At 70.1% G+C, this 15,617-nt stretch carries 13 protein-coding genes and 4 pseudogenes; 11 read left to right on the top strand and 6 right to left on the bottom strand.

Going from position 1 to position 15,617, the window contains the following annotated elements:
- Positions 1 to 227 precede the first annotated feature (227 nt).
- From LIU39_RS01700 to LIU39_RS34755, 3 genes and pseudogenes are all read left to right on the top strand, one after another.
- Entirely contained in the window at positions 228 to 914 is a 687-nt protein-coding gene (locus LIU39_RS01700) for a cupin domain-containing protein (RefSeq protein WP_227043755.1), read from the top strand.
- Positions 887 to 1,258, top strand: coding sequence for a cupin domain-containing protein (locus tag LIU39_RS01695; protein WP_264482276.1), 372 nt, complete (start codon positions 887 to 889; stop codon positions 1,256 to 1,258). The genes LIU39_RS01700 and LIU39_RS01695 overlap by 28 nt, the downstream gene beginning before the upstream one ends.
- A gap of 170 nt (positions 1,259 to 1,428) precedes the next feature.
- Positions 1,429 to 1,874: pseudogene (locus LIU39_RS34755) on the top strand (Nramp family divalent metal transporter); the annotation flags it as partial.
- Positions 1,875 to 2,087: 213 nt separating this feature from the next.
- Here LIU39_RS34755 and LIU39_RS01685 read toward each other — a convergent pair.
- From LIU39_RS01685 to LIU39_RS01670, 4 genes are all read right to left on the bottom strand, one after another.
- Positions 2,088 to 2,744, bottom strand: coding sequence for a histidine phosphatase family protein (locus tag LIU39_RS01685; protein ID WP_227043752.1), 657 nt, complete (start codon positions 2,742 to 2,744; stop codon positions 2,088 to 2,090).
- Between the two features lie 96 nt (positions 2,745 to 2,840).
- Positions 2,841 to 3,062, bottom strand: a complete 222-nt coding sequence (locus LIU39_RS01680) for a hypothetical protein (RefSeq protein WP_227043750.1) — start codon at positions 3,060 to 3,062, stop codon at positions 2,841 to 2,843.
- Positions 3,063 to 3,090: 28 nt separating this feature from the next.
- Positions 3,091 to 4,353 (bottom strand): MFS transporter, encoded by a 1,263-nt coding sequence (locus LIU39_RS01675; protein ID WP_227043747.1) that lies wholly within the window; start codon positions 4,351 to 4,353, stop codon positions 3,091 to 3,093.
- Positions 4,354 to 5,153: 800 nt separating this feature from the next.
- On the bottom strand, positions 5,154 to 5,639 hold the full coding sequence (locus LIU39_RS01670) for a carboxymuconolactone decarboxylase family protein (protein WP_227043745.1): 486 nt from the start codon (positions 5,637 to 5,639) through the stop codon (positions 5,154 to 5,156).
- 172 nt (positions 5,640 to 5,811) lie between these two features.
- Here LIU39_RS01670 and LIU39_RS01665 point away from each other — a divergent pair, with 172 nt between their 5' ends.
- The 6 genes and pseudogenes from LIU39_RS01665 to LIU39_RS01640 all read left to right on the top strand — a co-directional run bounded on the left by LIU39_RS01665 (position 5,812) and on the right by LIU39_RS01640 (position 12,388).
- Positions 5,812 to 6,750 carry an RNA polymerase sigma-70 factor gene (locus LIU39_RS01665; protein ID WP_227043744.1) on the top strand — a complete coding sequence of 313 codons (939 nt, stop codon included), beginning with the start codon at positions 5,812 to 5,814 and terminating at the stop codon, positions 6,748 to 6,750.
- A gap of 522 nt (positions 6,751 to 7,272) precedes the next feature.
- Positions 7,273 to 7,740 (top strand): annotated as a pseudogene (locus LIU39_RS35450) (HypD family hydrogenase formation protein); the annotation flags it as partial.
- Positions 7,733 to 8,818: a hydrogenase expression/formation protein HypE gene (hypE, locus tag LIU39_RS01655; RefSeq protein ID WP_308409330.1), complete on the top strand. Its 1,086-nt coding sequence runs from the start codon at positions 7,733 to 7,735 to the stop codon at positions 8,816 to 8,818. The pseudogene LIU39_RS35450 and the gene hypE, both read left to right, overlap by 8 nt.
- 655 nt (positions 8,819 to 9,473) lie before the next feature.
- Positions 9,474 to 9,710 carry a ferredoxin gene (locus LIU39_RS01650; protein WP_227043739.1) on the top strand — a complete coding sequence of 79 codons (237 nt, stop codon included), beginning with the start codon at positions 9,474 to 9,476 and terminating at the stop codon, positions 9,708 to 9,710.
- Positions 9,700 to 11,094, top strand: a complete 1,395-nt coding sequence (locus tag LIU39_RS01645; protein WP_227043737.1) for an NAD(P)/FAD-dependent oxidoreductase — start codon at positions 9,700 to 9,702, stop codon at positions 11,092 to 11,094. The genes LIU39_RS01650 and LIU39_RS01645 overlap by 11 nt, the downstream gene beginning before the upstream one ends.
- A gap of 55 nt (positions 11,095 to 11,149) precedes the next feature.
- Positions 11,150 to 12,388 carry a cytochrome P450 gene (locus LIU39_RS01640; protein WP_227043736.1) on the top strand — a complete coding sequence of 413 codons (1,239 nt, stop codon included), beginning with the start codon at positions 11,150 to 11,152 and terminating at the stop codon, positions 12,386 to 12,388.
- 69 nt (positions 12,389 to 12,457) lie between these two features.
- Here LIU39_RS01640 and LIU39_RS01635 read toward each other — a convergent pair.
- Positions 12,458 to 12,865: pseudogene (locus LIU39_RS01635) on the bottom strand (glycoside hydrolase family 15 protein); the annotation flags it as partial.
- Positions 12,866 to 13,649: 784 nt separating this feature from the next.
- Between LIU39_RS01635 and LIU39_RS34750 the strand changes: the two are divergent.
- Positions 13,650 to 14,315 carry a hypothetical protein gene (locus LIU39_RS34750; RefSeq protein ID WP_264482273.1) on the top strand — a complete coding sequence of 222 codons (666 nt, stop codon included), beginning with the start codon at positions 13,650 to 13,652 and terminating at the stop codon, positions 14,313 to 14,315.
- Between the two features lie 98 nt (positions 14,316 to 14,413).
- On the opposite strand, the gene LIU39_RS01625 is transcribed toward LIU39_RS34750, so the two are convergent.
- Positions 14,414 to 15,088: a hypothetical protein gene (locus LIU39_RS01625; RefSeq protein ID WP_227043734.1), complete on the bottom strand. Its 675-nt coding sequence runs from the start codon at positions 15,086 to 15,088 to the stop codon at positions 14,414 to 14,416.
- Between the two features lie 261 nt (positions 15,089 to 15,349).
- Between LIU39_RS01625 and LIU39_RS01620 the strand changes: the two are divergent.
- Positions 15,350 to 15,448, top strand: a pseudogene (locus tag LIU39_RS01620) (IS5/IS1182 family transposase); the annotation flags it as partial.
- Between the last annotated feature and the right edge of the window lie 169 nt (positions 15,449 to 15,617).

Genomic DNA, 15,617 nt, shown 5'->3' with positions numbered 1-15,617 from the left:
TGGACCTCCTCCGACCGGCGCAATGCGTCCCGCGGCCGCAGCGGGATCTTGTCCGATTCCTCAACACGAATCGGCCACTTGGGCAGTGGCCCGCGTCGCGACTGCCGGTCGGTCGGCACGTCATCACTCGAACCCCACGCACGGCTGTCGGCCCGGCCACGTCCGTGACAGCGTCCGAAGGGGACGTCTGGAGCGGCACGTTCAGGCTCGTGAGGAGCGACATATCCATGAATTCGTCCTACTGGGTTTCGCTGTCCGAGACCCAGCCCATATTCCAGAGCGATCTCGGCAGCATCCAGGTCGTGGAAACCGCTCATCTGCCCATCCTGAGCAGGCTCTCCATCAAGCGCGTGGTGCTCGCGCCGGGCGCGATCCGGGAGCCGCAGTGGAACGTCAACGCCAACCAGATCGCCTACGTGACCAGTGGCGAGGTGCTGGTGTCCATGCCGGCCGACGGGAACGAGTTCGCCTCGTTCGTGGCCGGCGAGGGGCAGATGTACCACGTGGAGTCCGGCGCGGTGTACCACATCGAGAACGTGAGCGCGGTCGATGCGGAGATCATCATCGCGCTGCGTCACGAGAGCCCACTGCACTTCTCCCTGCGCGACAGCCTTGCCGCGATGACGAACCCGGTGCTCGGCAACACGATCTGCCCGGTTCCGCCTTCGCCGCCTTCGAACGGGCACCGGCGGAGCAGATCTTCGCCCGTCGCGGCAGTGTCACGAGCGACCTCACGCAGAAGCTCCCGAACGCCCACCTTTTCGACGTGGAGGGTCAGCACGCGCCGCTGTCGTACGCGTACGGCTCGGCACGCCTGGCACGGCGGCAGTACTGGGCCGCCCTTGACGACATCTCGATGTACTCGCTGCGTGTCAAGGAGAACGGGATGCGCTCCCCGCACTGGCACCCGGTGACCGCCGAGATGGGCTACGTCGCCAAGGGCAGGGCCCGAATGCGCGTGCTCTCCCCGGACGTCAGCCTCGGCGAGTACGAACTCGGCCCCGGGGACGTGTACTTCGTGCCGCGGGCCTATCCGCACCACATCGAGGTGCTCGGTGACGAAGGCTTCCATTTCCTGATCTTCTTCGACCAGCCCACCCCGGGCGACGTCGGGTACCGCGCCACCGCCACCGCCTTCTCCAGCGAGGTGCTTGCCGCCACCTTCGACCTTCCGGAGCGCGAGCTGCCGCAGTTCCCCTTCACCCCGCAGGACCCGCTCATCGTCTCCCGCCGCAACCCCATCGGTGCGGCCGAGTGACCCCTTGTGGGGCGGCCCGTGGGTGGCAGGAGGCCGCCGGGCGCGAGGGGCGGCCCCGGTGACCCGGTCCGCACCTTCCCGGAGCTGACCGAACGCCATCCCCGCATGCTGGGAATACGGCGCCTGGGCCCTACCTTCGTCGCCGCTGTCGTGTACGTGGATCCGGCAACGTGGTCGCCAACGTGACCGCCGGTGCCGGCTACGGCACCACACTGCTGTGGGTGGTGGTGCCGGCGACCCTGGTCGCCGGGCCGGTGCAGTACCTGGCCGCGAAGCTCGGCGCGACCACGGGGCAGAGCCTGCCCGCGTTGATCGCCGCACGGTGCCGCCGCCCGCGGCGCCTGGCCTACTGGGCGCAGGCGGAAGTCGTCTCCCTCGCCACCGATCTGGCCGAGGTCGTCGGCGCGGCGATTGCGCTGCACTCTTCGGCGTCCCACTGCCGGTGGGCGGTCTGGTCGCCGCAGTAGCGGGTGCATGGCTGCTGGCGGCGGGGGACCGGTTCGGCGAGCGGTTCCTGCAGGCGGTGGCGGTGGCCTCACCGGCCGTCATCGCGGGGGCATTCACGCTCTGCCTGGTCGTCCGTCCCCCGGGCCCCGGCGAACTCGGCGCGGGAATGGTCCCGTCCCTGCACGGTGAGGGCGCGCTGGTGCTCGCCGCGGGAATCGTCGGCGCCTTCGAGCCGGCGAACCGCGCCTACTTCGCCGCGGCGGTCTCCGCTGATCACCCATGTGCTGCGTGCCGCCGGCCGCGAGGCGGACGCCGAGGTGCTCGCGCACGTCTCCCCGGCCCACAGCCCGGCCGTGAACCGCTACGGCTCCGTCACCGTCGACTACGAAAACGCAGCTCCCGCCGGGCCACTGTCATCGAGCGACGTGCCTTCCGGTCCCAGCGGGCGGCCCTCCCACAAGTGGGCGCGCCAGCCCTGGCCGGGCGAGCCGGAGAGGGCGATGACGCCGGTGTTGCCCAACGGGTGGCTGGACGCGTACGCCACATCCACATTGGTCGCGCGGGCCGCCACCCACATCCGGATCGCTGCACCGTGACTGACCATCGCCACCGACTTCGCCCCCGTCCCGGCCGCTTCGGCGACGACAGCGTCGAAGCGGCCGAGCGCCTCCACACCGTTCTCTGCGCCGGGCATACGGCGTCCGGTGTCTCCCGCAGACCAGGCGAATGCTGTGGCGAGGTAGGCGGCGGCAGCTTCGTCGTCACCGCGCAACTCCAGATCCCCGGCGGCCAACTCCCTGATGCCGTCCCGGACCTGGACCTCCAGGCCCGTCGCGGCGGCCAGCGGTGCGGCGGTCAGCTGGGTGCGTACGAGGGTGGAGGCATACAGGGCATCGAACTTCTCCGTCGACAGGGCCGTCGCCAGCGCAGCCGCCTGCTCCTGGCCCAGCGGTGTCAGCCCCGGGCCGGGCAACGCGGTGTCCAGCAGGTGCTTGAGATTGGACGGAGTCTGGCCGTGGCGTATGAGCAGCAATCGCATACGGGAACTACCTCCACAGAGCAGAACGAGTCCCTCCACTCTGCCATCTGGTTTCCCGGTCCCGGCGCATGGTTCTCGCCTGCCTGATGCGCGCACTCATGGCAGGTTGGTGTGCCGCGTCCGCATCTCGGTATCCCTCCCGGGAGCTGCGGCGGTGACGAGGGCGGTGGAGATCTCCTCGCGCACCGTGAGCCGGCTGATCGGCTCGGCGGCGGATTCCGGGCCCCAGGCCGGGGTCGGTGACCACGTGACCGGGCACCTGAAGGTGATGCCGGCCAGGGTGGGCCCGAGTCCCGGGGCGTTGCCGGAGGATTCCACGACCGGTGCACCGTCGGCTGCCCGCTCGTCACCTCGTGGCCGTCTGCCGGCGGGGTGCCAGGGCTCCTGCGGTGAGGGCGGAGAGCAGCATCCAGCCGGCGGCGTAGAGGAACCCGGCGGTCGGGGAGAGGGCGGTGTAGAGGATGCCGACGGTGACGGTGGCGACGAGGTCGCCGGCTGCCTGTACGGCTCCGAGGAGGCCGAAGCCGCTGCCACGCAGGTGGTCGGGCAGCATCTGGGCGACGAGGGCGGATTCAGCGGTCTCGGCGAGGCCGATGCCTGCTCCGGCGAGGGTGAACGAGATCAACAGCGCCCACCAGGAGGCGAATCCGGCGGCGAATCCGGCGTAGGCCAGGACGTAGACGGCCGATCCCGCGGCGAAGACGGCGCGAGGGCCGACCCGGTCGGTCCAGTGGCCGCCCACGTAGGCGATGACGGCTCCGACGGCGTTGTGCGCCGCGTAGATGAGAATGGCCAGAGAGGCTGCCGTGGCGGCCGAGTGCCCCTGGGATTGCAGGAGTTGGGTGGCGCGCAGGATGAGCAGCGTGACGGCCAGGTTGCCGAACTCGAACAGTACGATCGGCAGCATGGGGCGCAGCAGCCCGGCTCCGCGCAGTCCGGCGAAGTGCAGCCGGATCGGTTCGCGGATGCCGTCGCCGTGCCGGCGGCGGGCCTCGCGTGCGGCGAAGGTGATGGTGAGCGCGGCGAGGACGCCGGGCAGGAAGGCGAACCAGATTGCCGGGCGGATCCCCAGCCCCGCGACCAGGGCAGCGGCGGCCAACGGGCCGACCACGGCTCCGAGATTGTCGCCGGCGCGCTCCAGGCCGTAGGCGCGTCCATAGGCGTGCGGCGGGGCGAGGGAGGCGAGAAGCGTGTCCTTGGCAGGGGAGCGCAGCCCCCGGGACGACCAGGCGATGGCCCGGAGCACACCGACCTGCCACACCGCGGTGGCCAGACCGATGGCGCCGGTCGCAAGGGCCGTACCCAGGTAGCCTCCGCTCGCGATCCGGCCTCGGCGGCGCGGGTCGTTGGCGAGCGGGCCGCCGACGAGTTTGGCGAGGCCGGTGAGGGCGTCGCTGATGCCTTCGATCAATCCGAGTGCGGCGGCAGAGGTGTGCAGCACGCTGGTCATGAAGCTGGGGAGGGCGGCCGTGGCGATCTCGTGGCCGGCATCGGAGAGGAAGCTGGTCGCGCCGACGCTGCCCACCCCCGCGGTCAGCCACGAACCGTCCTCCGCCGCGCCGGTGTTGGGAGCCGGCTGATGTGGCGGATGTCCAGGATCTTCAGCCACCGAGCCGCCTTTCCCGCCGCCCGCACGGATCAATACAACGCGGACAGTACCCGCTCCATGACGCTCCGTCTGCTGTTGACGGCGGTGTCGGGGCCATTGCTCCGGGCCTGCTGCGCAGGTGGCAGACGATTGCACGACCGCGGCGAGACAGGGGACGTCGCGGCGAGGCCGGCGGGACTCGCCACCACCGCGTCCTCGTGCCGTGGAAGTCAGGCTGCCCGATGTGGAGTTCGCCGCACCCATGACTGCCTTCGGCACGGCATCACCAGCCCGTTCGCCGCCTTCAACATCACCGATGGCGCTGCGATCGGTGACCTGCACCGCCGCCACCGGGCCATCGCGTTCAAGAAGTTCCTGGTCACGATCGACAAGGCAGCCCCCACCGGCCCGGCTTCACCTGTGTCCGCGGTCAGAACCTCACAGGAGAGGGCTCTTCCGGCAGCACCCGACGATCCCCGAGCTCAGCTCGGTTGTGCCCGTCCTCGTCTGCGGGAGCGGGGGAGGCAACGCCGCTGCTTCGGCCCGGGACGACGTCGATGAACCGGGGCTGCCCCGGACTCGGGGCAGCATGAACGAGAGCGGACAGCAACGCCGGTCGGCAGACAGCTGGGGCTTGTTGGTCAGCCTGCCCCCCGAGCGTCCCGGCGTGGCGGCCTCCAGGCGGGCATGGGCAACCCCTTCGATCACATGAGCCTCGACAACCACCTGGTCGAGGCGCTCATGCCCGCCCACGAAAAGACGCCCTGCCCGGGCCCGGCCCGGATCGGATGATCCTGGGCCGGGCCGGATTCGTCTGCCGATCAGCTGATTGCGGCGGCGAACATGCCGGGCTCGTAGGAACCTCCCTGCTGGTGCACCATCACGGCGAGCCGGTTGGCCGCGTTGATCAGGGCGACCAAGGAGACCAGCGCGGCGATCTGGTCGTCGTCGTAGTGCTTGCGTACCTGGGCCCAGGTCTCGTCGGACACGCCGTGGTGGGCGTCGGCGAGCCGGGTGCCCTCTTCGGCGAGTGCCAGCGCGGCCCGTTCGGCCTCGGTGAACACGGTGGACTCGCGCCAGGCGGCGACCAGGTGGAGCCGGACCGTGGTTTCACCGGCGGCTGCGGCCTGCTGGGTGTGCATGTCGATGCACCAGCCGCAGCCGTTGATCTGGCTGGCGCGCAGCGACACCAGCTCCTGCGTGGACTTCGCCAGCGGCGAATGGTGGATCACCAGGCCGACGCCTGCGAACCGCTTGGTGAACTTGGCGGCGATCTCGTTGTCGAACATGTTGAACCGGGCGTTCATGGCTTCGTCCTCACTCGTGGTGTTGCACGGAACGAACATGAGATGCCGGCGGCCCGCTCCTTGTGACGGGGCGGCCATGTGACGTGGCCCACCGCTCATGAGCGTCACAAAGCTGCGGGGGCCGACGTCTTGTGCGCGTGGAGCGTCGAGAGCGAACAGGCAGGAGCAGCAGGTGAAGAGTGAGCACAGCGCGCGCACCGAGGACACGGCCGGGCGGCCCGCCGGTGGCGGTCGGGCGGACCCCGCCACCGAGGTGTTCGTGGCCCATCGCAACCTGCTGTTCACCGTCGCCTACGAGATGCTCGGCTCGGCCGCCGACGCGGAGGACGTCCTGCAGGAGACCTGGCTGCGGTGGGCGGGGGCCGATCTCCCCACGGTGCGGGATCGGCGTGCGTACCTGGTCCGGATCACCACGCGCCAGGCGCTGAGCCGGCTGCGTACGCTCGGTCGCCGCAAGGAGTCCTACGTCGGCCCCTGGCTGCCCGAGCCGCTGTTCACCGCGCCCGACGTGGCCGAGGACGTGGAGCCGGCCGACAGCGTCTCGATGGCGATGCTGCTGGTGATGGAGACGCTCACGCCGACCGAGCGGGCGGTGTTCGTGCTGCGCGAGGTGTTCGACCTCGGGTACGACGAGATCGCCGAAGCCGTCGGCAAGAGCCCGGCCGCGGTCCGCCAGATCGCGCACCGGGCACGGGGACACGTCGCGGCGCGCCGGCCGCGCGGGATCGTCTCCCCGACCGAGACCCGAGACGTGCTCGACGCGTTCCAACGGGCGGCCGAAACAGGCGATCTGCAGAGCCTGCTCGACATCCTCGCGCCGGACGTCGTCCTCCTGGGTGACGGCGGGGGAGTCAAGCAGGCCGTCCTGCGGCCCGTCGTGGGGGCCGACAAGGTGGCCCGCCTGCTGACCGCCGGCCTGGGCAGGGTCAGCGCAGCGTCGCTCCGGCAGGCGCAGGTCAATGCCCATCCGGCGCTGATTCTCCGGCTGGGCGGCGCAATCGACACCGTCGTGACGGTGCGCATCGACGACGGCCTCATCACCAGGCTCTACGCCGTGCGCAATCCCCAGAAACTGTCATATATGCAGCGGGAGACCGCCCTGCGCCGCTGATCCCGGGCCCCTCGGAAACGAACACAACCGGCATCACCACCTGCACGTCGCTGTGGCGCCGACGCCGTGGGACGCCTCCAGTACGTTCAGGTCCATCTCGATCTCCCGATGCGATTCGCGCAGCCGGGCCGGGACCGGCCCGGTACCCGGAGTGGCAATCGGGCGACCTCACGGCCCGGCCGCTCCGGATCGGGGGAGTGGGGTCGGCATGCTCACCCCTGGCCGCAGCGGGGACACCCGACCCGGCGGCCGGGAGGCGACATGCAGATCCTGCTGCTGGCCGGCGCGTTCAACAGTTTGACCCAACGCGTCTTCGCCGAGCTGGGTGACCACGGGCACCATGTATCTGTTCAACTCGCTCTGAATGACGCTTCGTTGCGCGATGCGGTGCACCGGAACCGGCCGGATCTGATCATCGCTCCGATGCTCAAGTCCCCTGTTCCGTACGACATCTGGTCCACGCACACCTGCCTGATCGTCCACCCCGGTCCAGCCGGTGACCGCGGCCCGTCCTCGCTCGACTTCGAACCGCTGGACATCCTCGAAGGCGTCCGCCGCACCGTGCAGCAACTGGAGCGCGGCGAACACCGTGTCGACAACGCCTACGCGCGTGCCGTCCGCCCCGGCGGAAACCCCGCCGCCAAGGCGATGCTCGCCGACATCTTCGAGGTGACCGACCGTGCCTGGCGCGGCATCGGCATCATTCCGGACAGCGGGTGGCGGCTCTCCGCGCGCTATCGCGCATACGACGCCGAGCACCGCTTCTCGGTCACCGGCATCACCACCGAGGAGCCCGCAGACTGCCGCAGCGGCGACGTACTCCAGGGACTGATCAAGCCCCACGAGTGCGCGGCGTTCGGCACCGCCTGCACCCCGCGCAACCCGCTCGGCGCCACCATGGTCTCCAGCGAGGGAGCCTGCGCCGCCTACTACCTCTACCGCCGGCTCGGCGGCACCACCGCACCACTGGAGGCGAGCCCCGTTGTCTGACACCACCGTCCGAGAAGTCGCATCGCCGGCCCCGGACTTCTCCGGCTGGGCCTGCCCCGCGCCGCTGCGGGATCAGCCCCGGATCGTCATGGGACACGGAGGGGGAGGGGTACTCTCCGCCGAACTCGTGGAGCACGTCTTCGCGCCCGCCTTCGGCGGCACGGTGCTCGCCGGACTCGCCGACTCCGCCGTGGTGACGCTGGGCGGGGCGCGGCTGGCCTTCTCCACCGACTCCTACGTGGTGCGGCCGTTGTTCTTCCCCGGTGGCAGCATCGGTGACCTCGCGGTCAACGGCACCGTCAACGACCTCGCCATGAGCGGTGCCCGCGCCGCGTACCTCTCCTGCGGCTTCATCCTGGAGGAGGGGGTCGAGGTGGCGCTGGTGGCGCGGGTGGCCGAGGCCCTGGGCGCCGCCGCCAGGACCGCGGGAGTGGAGGTCGCCACCGGTGACACCAAGGTCGTCGAGGCCGGACACGGTGACGGCATCTACCTCAACACCGCGGGCATCGGGCTGATCCCGGACGGCGTCGACATCCGCCCGCAGCGCGCCGCCCCCGGCGACGTCGTCATCGTCAGCGGGCCCATCGGCGTGCACGGCGTGGCCGTCATGAGCGTGCGGGAAGGGCTCGAATTCGGCGTCGGCATCGAGAGCGACTGCGCGGCACTGGGCGGGCTCGTCGAGGCGATGCTCGCCGTCACCCCCGACCTGCACGTACTCCGTGACCCCACCCGGGGCGGCCTGGCCACGGCCCTCGGAGAGATCGCGGCCGCGGCGTCGGTCGGTGTGGTCGTCCAGGAGCGGAGCCTGCCGGTGCCGGAGACGGTGGCCAACGCCTGCGCGGTGCTGGGCCTGGACCCGATGTACGTGGCGAACGAGGGCAAGCTGGTCGCCTTTGTACCCCGTGCGCAGGCAGACGCCGTACTGGAGGCGATGCGCTGCCACCCGCTGGGCGCCGAGGCCACGGTCATCGGCGAGTGCGTCACCGACCACCCCGGCATGGTCGTTGCCCGTACCGGTCTCGGAGGCACGCGGGTGGTCGACCTGCCGATCGGGGAGCAACTGCCACGAATCTGCTGAACCCCCGTGAGCGGGAAGGACCCGGTTCCCCGGGCCCTTCCCACGCGGCGCCGCACGAGGCGGCGGAGCGTCACTGTGCCGCCTCGTGCCCGAGGTTGACGTCGAGCTCGGCCTGGCCTGCCTGGTCCACCCGCAGCGGCACCGCGACGTCGGCGCCCGCCCGGCCGCCTGCTGATCAACAAACGCACCAGGACGCCAGCCCCCGCTGCCCCAGTGGCCCCCATCGGCACCGTGAGTCCGTCGGCGTCACCAGCGCCGCGGAGACTGATGAACCGAAACTGGCATATCGACGCGTCAACCGGGAGTAATCGGTTGTCCGCTGGCGCGGGGGAGAGCCGAGCCACGCGGCTCGCCGCTGCTGTGGCCGGGCCGGGACTGCCGGGTGCGTCAACCTTGTGGAGACCTCCCCTTGGTGCCCGGACGGGCATGGCCGGTCACCGGACGGCCGTCCTGGCCTGCCGCGGCTTCGATGGTTTCTTCGCGTGTGCCCTGTGGGGGATGTCGCAGCGCTGTCGGGTCACCCCGTCGGATCGGTGGAAGTGCGCCTCACCAGGGGCCCTTCCATGCTGGTGCGGGGACGGCCTGTCGCCGGGTTGCACGCCGGCGTGGCAGAGCGGCAGCGCACACGGCGACGTCGCGAAGAAGCGGAGACCTGATGAGGCTTGTCGTTGATCTCAACCGATGCCAGGGGTACGCGCAATGCGCCTTCCTCGCCCCGGAGGTGTTCGCCATGCACGGTGATGAGGCACTGATGTACGACCCGCAGGCCGACGACACGCAACGCGAGCACGTTCTCCGGGCGGCGAGCGCCTGCCCTGTCAAGGCCATCACCGTCGAGGACGAGGCCGGAGCACCGGCTGCGGGAAGGGCGGGTGCCTCCCGTGTCGGCTGACGGATACCTGGGGAAGTTCAGGCGCGAAGGACGCATCGTCATCGTCGGTGCCTCCCTGGCAGGTCTGCGAGCCGCCGAGACGCTCCGCGAGGAAGGCTTCACCGGCACGCTCACCATGGTCGGTGACGAACCCCATGAGCCGTATGACCGACCGCCGTTGTCGAAGCAGGTCCTGCTCGGCAAGGTGCCCTACGACCACACGGCACTGCCGCGGCGCCGGGCGATCGACGCACAGTGGCGGCTCGGCGTCGCGGCCACGGGTCTGAACCCGGCGGACAGGCAGGTGCATCTCGCCGACGGCGAATCGGTCGAGTACGACCGGCTGCTGATCACGACCGGCGTCCGTGCCCGCCCCTGGCCGAACGATCTGGAAGCAGACCTGGACGGGGTGTTCGTCCTGCGCACCAAGGACGACGCAGCCCAGCTGCATCATCGGCTGAAGGCCGGCCCGCGCCGGGTGCTGGTCATCGGGGCCGGATTCACCGGCTCCGAGATCGCCTCTGCCTGCCGTGAGCGTGAGCTGCCTGTCACCGTCGCGGAACGCGGCCCGGCTCCATTGGTGGGTGCGCTCGGCGGCGTGATCGGTGGGGTGGCCGCGGCTCTGCAGCGCGAGCACGGTGTCGATCTGCGGTGTGGAGTGCAGGTCACCGGTTTGGAAGGGGATCCCGCAGGGCGAGTGCGGCGTGCCCATTTCTCGGACGGCACGGCAATCGAGGTGGACGTGGTGGTCGCCTCTCTGGGTGCGACCCGCAACACCGAATGGCTCGCGGCATCCGGCCTTGGTGCCGGTCCGCGAGGGATCGCCTGCGATGCCGGATGCCGCGCCTTCGACGTACGGGGCATCGTCACCGACGACATCTTCGTCGCCGGGGACGTCGCCCGCTCCCCGCATCCGCTCTTCGGCTACCAGTTCCTCTCCCTGGAGCACTGGGGCAACGCGGTCGCGCAGGCCGAGGTCGCGGCCCACAACATGATCAGCGCCAGCTCGGACCGGCGCCCGCACGTGTGGATGCCGTCCTTCTGGTCCGCGCAGTTCGGCGTCAACATCAAGTCGGTCGGCGTCCCGCCCATGGCCGATCAGATCCTCATCACCCAGGGGTCACTCGCCGAGCACCGCTTCACCGCGGCCTACGGCCACCAAGGCCGCGTCATCGCCGCCGTCACCTTCGACCAGGCGAAATGGCTGGACTTCTACGAGCGGCAGATCGAGCAGGCCGCGCCGTTCCCGACCGATTTCCCCACCGTCGACCGACGGCCCGAAGGGATGCAACCCCAATCGGCCGGCTTCCCCGACCCCTCGCTCCCCAGCCACGGCCCCACCGTCACCCTCAGCGGCCACTCACCGGCCGACCGGCGCATCTCGTTCACCCCCCTGCGCGCCTGATTCCGCCGCGCCGTCACGGACAGCTCTCGGCCGCAGTACTCGGAAGGAATCCGCCATGACGTCGGTCGCACTCCTGCGCCAGATCACCGACTACGCCAACCGCGCCGACCCGTATCCCCTCTACGCCGAGCTCCGGAAGACGCCGGTGGTGCGGGACGAGGCGGGCCCCTATCTGGTCAGCACGTACTGGGAGATCCATGGCCTGCTCCACGATCCGCGGGTCAGCTCCGACGCCCGCAATCTGGGTGCCGAGGCTGCCGAGTTCCGAGGCCAGGAGGAGGACCCGAACCTGCCGCCGACGTTCCTCAAGCTCGACCCTCCCGAGCACGACAGACTGCGCAGGCTGGCGATGCGGCCTTTCGGCCCTCCGCACAGCCCCCGACGGGTATTCGACATGCGCGGAGAGCTCGGCGAGATCGTCTCCGGCCTCATCGACGGCTTCCGGGACCAGGACCGGATCGACCTCGTCGACGACTTCTCCTACCCCTTCCCCGTCACGGTGATCTGCCGGCTCCTCGGCATCCCCCGCGAGGACGAGGCACACTTCCATGGCTGGGCCGACACCCTCGCCGCAAGCCTCGACCCCGTCCAGGGCACGTCCGAGGAACGTGAGGCACAGCTGCAAACCGTCCGGCAGGCGCGCGCCGATCTCGCCACCTATCTCGCCGGCCTGATCGAGGAGCGCCGCCGCGCACCCCGCGACGACATGCTCTCCGCCATGGCCGACGGCCATGGACCGGACGGCCAGATGTCGCCGCTGGAAGTGATCAGCACCTCGGCTCTGCTGCTGATCGCCGGCCACGAGACCACGGTCAACCTCATCACCAACGGGATGCTCACCCTGCTGCGCAACCCCGACGTCCTCCAGCGGATCCGCGACAACCCCGGCCTGGCGGTCCCGCTCGTGGAAGAACTGCTGCGGTTCGAGCCCCCCGTACAACTGCTGCCGCAGCGCACCACGTTGGCAGACATCGACATCGCCGGAACCCTCATCCCCCAAGGCGCATCGCTCTGGCTGCTGCTCGCCTCCGGCAACCGGGATCCCCAGCGCTTCCACGACCCCGACCGCTTCATCCCCGAACGCCCCGACAACCAGCACCTGGGCCTCGGCAGCGGCATCCACAACTGCTTCGGCGCCCCCCTGGCCCGGCTGGAGGCACAGATCGCGCTGACCGAACTCGTCCGCCGGCTCGACAACCCCCGCCTGGTCGAGGACCCGCCCCCGTACCGCCGCAACGCGGTCCTCAGGGGGCCCCGGCACCTGCCCATCGCCTTCGACGGCCTGAAGCCGTAGCACTCACCGTGGTGCCGCCCGCCGTACGCCGGCGCCGGAGACGGTCCGCCGCACCGGCCGGACCGGGCGTCAGCCGCGCTGCCGGTCGAGGGCATCGTCGAGAGTGGTGGCGGCCATGATCAGCGACAGATGGGGGAACGCCTGCGGGAAGTTGCCCGGTTGCTCGCCGCCGGGCCCGATCTCCTCGGCGAACAGCCCGACGTGGTTGGCGTAGGTCTGCATCTTCTCGAAGGCATAGCGTGCCGGGCGGAGGCGGCCGGCACGGTCGAGGGCGTCCACGTAGAGGAAGGTGCAGAGGCTGAAGGCGCCTTCGGAGCCGCGCAGGCCGTCGGGAGAAGCCACCGGGTCGTAGCGGTGGACGAGGCCGTCGGACACGAGGGTGCGCTCGATGGCATCGAGCGTCGACAGTCAGCTCTCGGTCCGAGGAGCCGGGAAACCGACGCGTGGGATGAGCAGCAGCGCGGCATCGAGGACATCGCGGTAACGGGCGGTGCGCACCCAGCGCTGCCAGAAGTCCACGACCTCCCACAACCGCTCGACCACGCCGTCCGGCGTCAGGGGCGGCGGTGTGTCCTCGTCCGGGCGCGGACAGTGAAGACAGCAGCGGCTACCTCTCCCGCGTGCAGGGGACCGCACCCTGTACGTCCCGGGCGTCCCTGCCGTACGGCCGCAGGGGAAATATGCTCTGCGGATCCGTGGTGACCCCAGGTGCTCGGAACGTGGCGGTGCCGTCGTGCAGGCCGAGTTCATGGGTGGCCCGGCCGTAGTCGAACCGTGACCGGCACTCCAGCACGAAGCGCACCGTGCCGCGCACGGCCCGCACCCCGCGGGCCAGTCGACCACTCCCCGGGACGAGGCCGGAGCGGCCGTCTGCAGGTCGCCGACGAGTCCATGATCGGCGATGGGCGGATACCGATCCATGATCCTCCCGCCTCCCGCACCCTGCTTCCCCTGTCCGCCCTGCCGGACAGGTTCGCGAGAGGGAGAGGGGACCGACCCGAGGCGGCCGCCATACGGTGTGGACCCGGTCCGCCACCTGCGGGTACGTGGCGGTCCCCGCTCTCGCGTGACGGTGCCGGTCTGGGAGAACGGCAATCATCTCGCGCACCGGATCGAGGAGGCCCATGGGCACGACAGCGAGGTTGGACCGGCAGACGGAACATCCATCGCCGCCTTGTTGTGGTTGACCGTTCGAGAGCTGCCCGCAGATCTATCGTGTCGAAGGAAGCACGCCTGCCTGAGAGGAAGGAAAGCGCCGGGGATGACGGCGCGCATCCTGCTCTCCTTCCTCGCCTTCGCCGCCATTCTCGGCCGCGCGGCTACGGTGCCATCCACCGGATCGAACACGGTCCCCCTGACTCCAGTACGCGCTGCTGAACCGAGAACGGAGCCGGACGTGAGCAGTCGGGAATGCTCTGACGACACCCCCGCAGATGCGTTCGCTCGCAAGCGGCGGCACACGGTTCGTACCGACTACGTCAGTGCCGCCTACGGCTCCATCCTTGCCGCCTCGGTTGTGGCCGGGGCCGGACTCGGCCCGTTTCCGCGGCTCCAGCTCGTGCTGCTCCTGTTCATCACCGCGCTGGTGTTCTGGGCCACGGACGTCTACACCTTCGTCGTGGGAGACCGGATGGCCCACCGGTCCCTGACCTGGGAGGAGATCCGCCGGGCGGGCATCCGCGAGTGGCCGATCGTCGTGGCCGCCGTTCCTCCGGCCGCCGCCGTGACGATCAGTCCGGTATTCGGGCTCGGAGTAGAAGGAACCGTCTGGTTCGCCCTCGCTGCCGCCGTGGCGGAGCTGATCGGCTGGACCAGCGCCGCGCTGATCCGGGCCGGCGCGTCTCGTCGTCTGGTAGTGATCAGTGGCGCCGTCAACCTCGTCTTCGGGCTGGTCTTCGTTGCTGCCAAGACCGCCCTGCACCACTGACCGCCTTTCCCCGGCGCAGGCCACCGAACAGTGCGGTGCGGGAACGGGCGTTGGAGGCCGGCTGCGCCCTCCGTCGCTCTCGGTTCGTGCGGGCGGGATCACGCAGAGCTCTGCACGCCCCGGCGGCGGAAGTTGGCCCGGAGGACGAAGATGCTGATGGCCAGGATCCAGACCGGGAACACCAGCTCGGACCAAGGGACGCTACTGGCGGCGAACATCAGGTAGAGCGCGACGAGGTATCCCAGCCAGGCCAGCCAGCGGGGGAAGATACCGAGTCGCTGCCCGATCGTGGTGGTGGAGAGGGTGAACACGGCGCCCATGCGCGTGGCGTAGCTCATGAGCATGGTGAGGGTGAGATGACGCCCGTATCGCCAGGACCGGGACGGGGAGCCCGCCTGGGAAACGTCGGTCGCGGCCAGCAGACTGTCGGCCGCGGAGGCGAGGACGAAGAGCATCGCCACGAACAGCAGCCCGCTGCCCAGGAAGAGCGTGGCGAAGAACCGGTCCTCCGCTGCGCCGACATAGTCGCGTAGGAAGGCCATGACCCACAGGAAGAAGATCCCGGTGAACGGCACCAGGTTCAGCACCAGTTGCAAGGTGTCCCGGTTGGAGAGGCTGGCGAGCCAGCGGGTGTTCTCGGCCGATGCGGTGGGGACCGCGTTGCGGATCAGGACGATAATGCTGCCCAGCAGCACTGCGCAGATGATTCCCGCCACCCCTGCGGCGCGTGGTGTGCGCAACGCCCGTGCCGGTGGCCCATCGGTGGTTCGCATGCTGTTCTCCTCTGGCGGGAGCCACCCACTGACATCCTGCTTTGGCGCGGCAGGGATTTCTCCGATGCGGACTCCTGGGCATCGCCGGTTCACATCGTGAAGTGAAGTGAAGCTGATCTGCCAGCCCAGGACCTCTGTGCAGGTGACATCACCCCCATTCCTCATGAGCAAGCCGGCACGGCGGTATCGACCGCAGGCCGTGACCGCTGGAGCAGTGGTCGCCGCCGGCATGAGGAAGGCGGTGACGCAATGGAGAACCCTTGGCCGACCGGCCGCCGCCGACTCAACCACCGCTACGGGCGCAACCCCGCAACTACCTGGTTCCTCGGCCTGGCAGCCGCCCTCTGCTGCTTCAAACGCCAGAGAGGGCCTTGGAGCAACTCACCCCATCACTGCGGGCGGGAATGGAGCGATATGTTGCCGAAGCTGACGGCCATTTCCGCTCGTATCTCGTACACCGTGGATGATGCAGAGCGGCGCATGCGGAGAATCGCCGAAGTCGACGCAGTGGGGCGAAAGCGGTGGCGGT

Source organism: Streptomyces pinistramenti, from assembly GCF_020564935.1.
Classification (GTDB): domain Bacteria; phylum Actinomycetota; class Actinomycetes; order Streptomycetales; family Streptomycetaceae; genus Streptomyces; species Streptomyces pinistramenti.
Note: the sequence above shows the minus strand (reverse complement) of the source record. Positions and strands in the feature narration are given on the sequence as shown.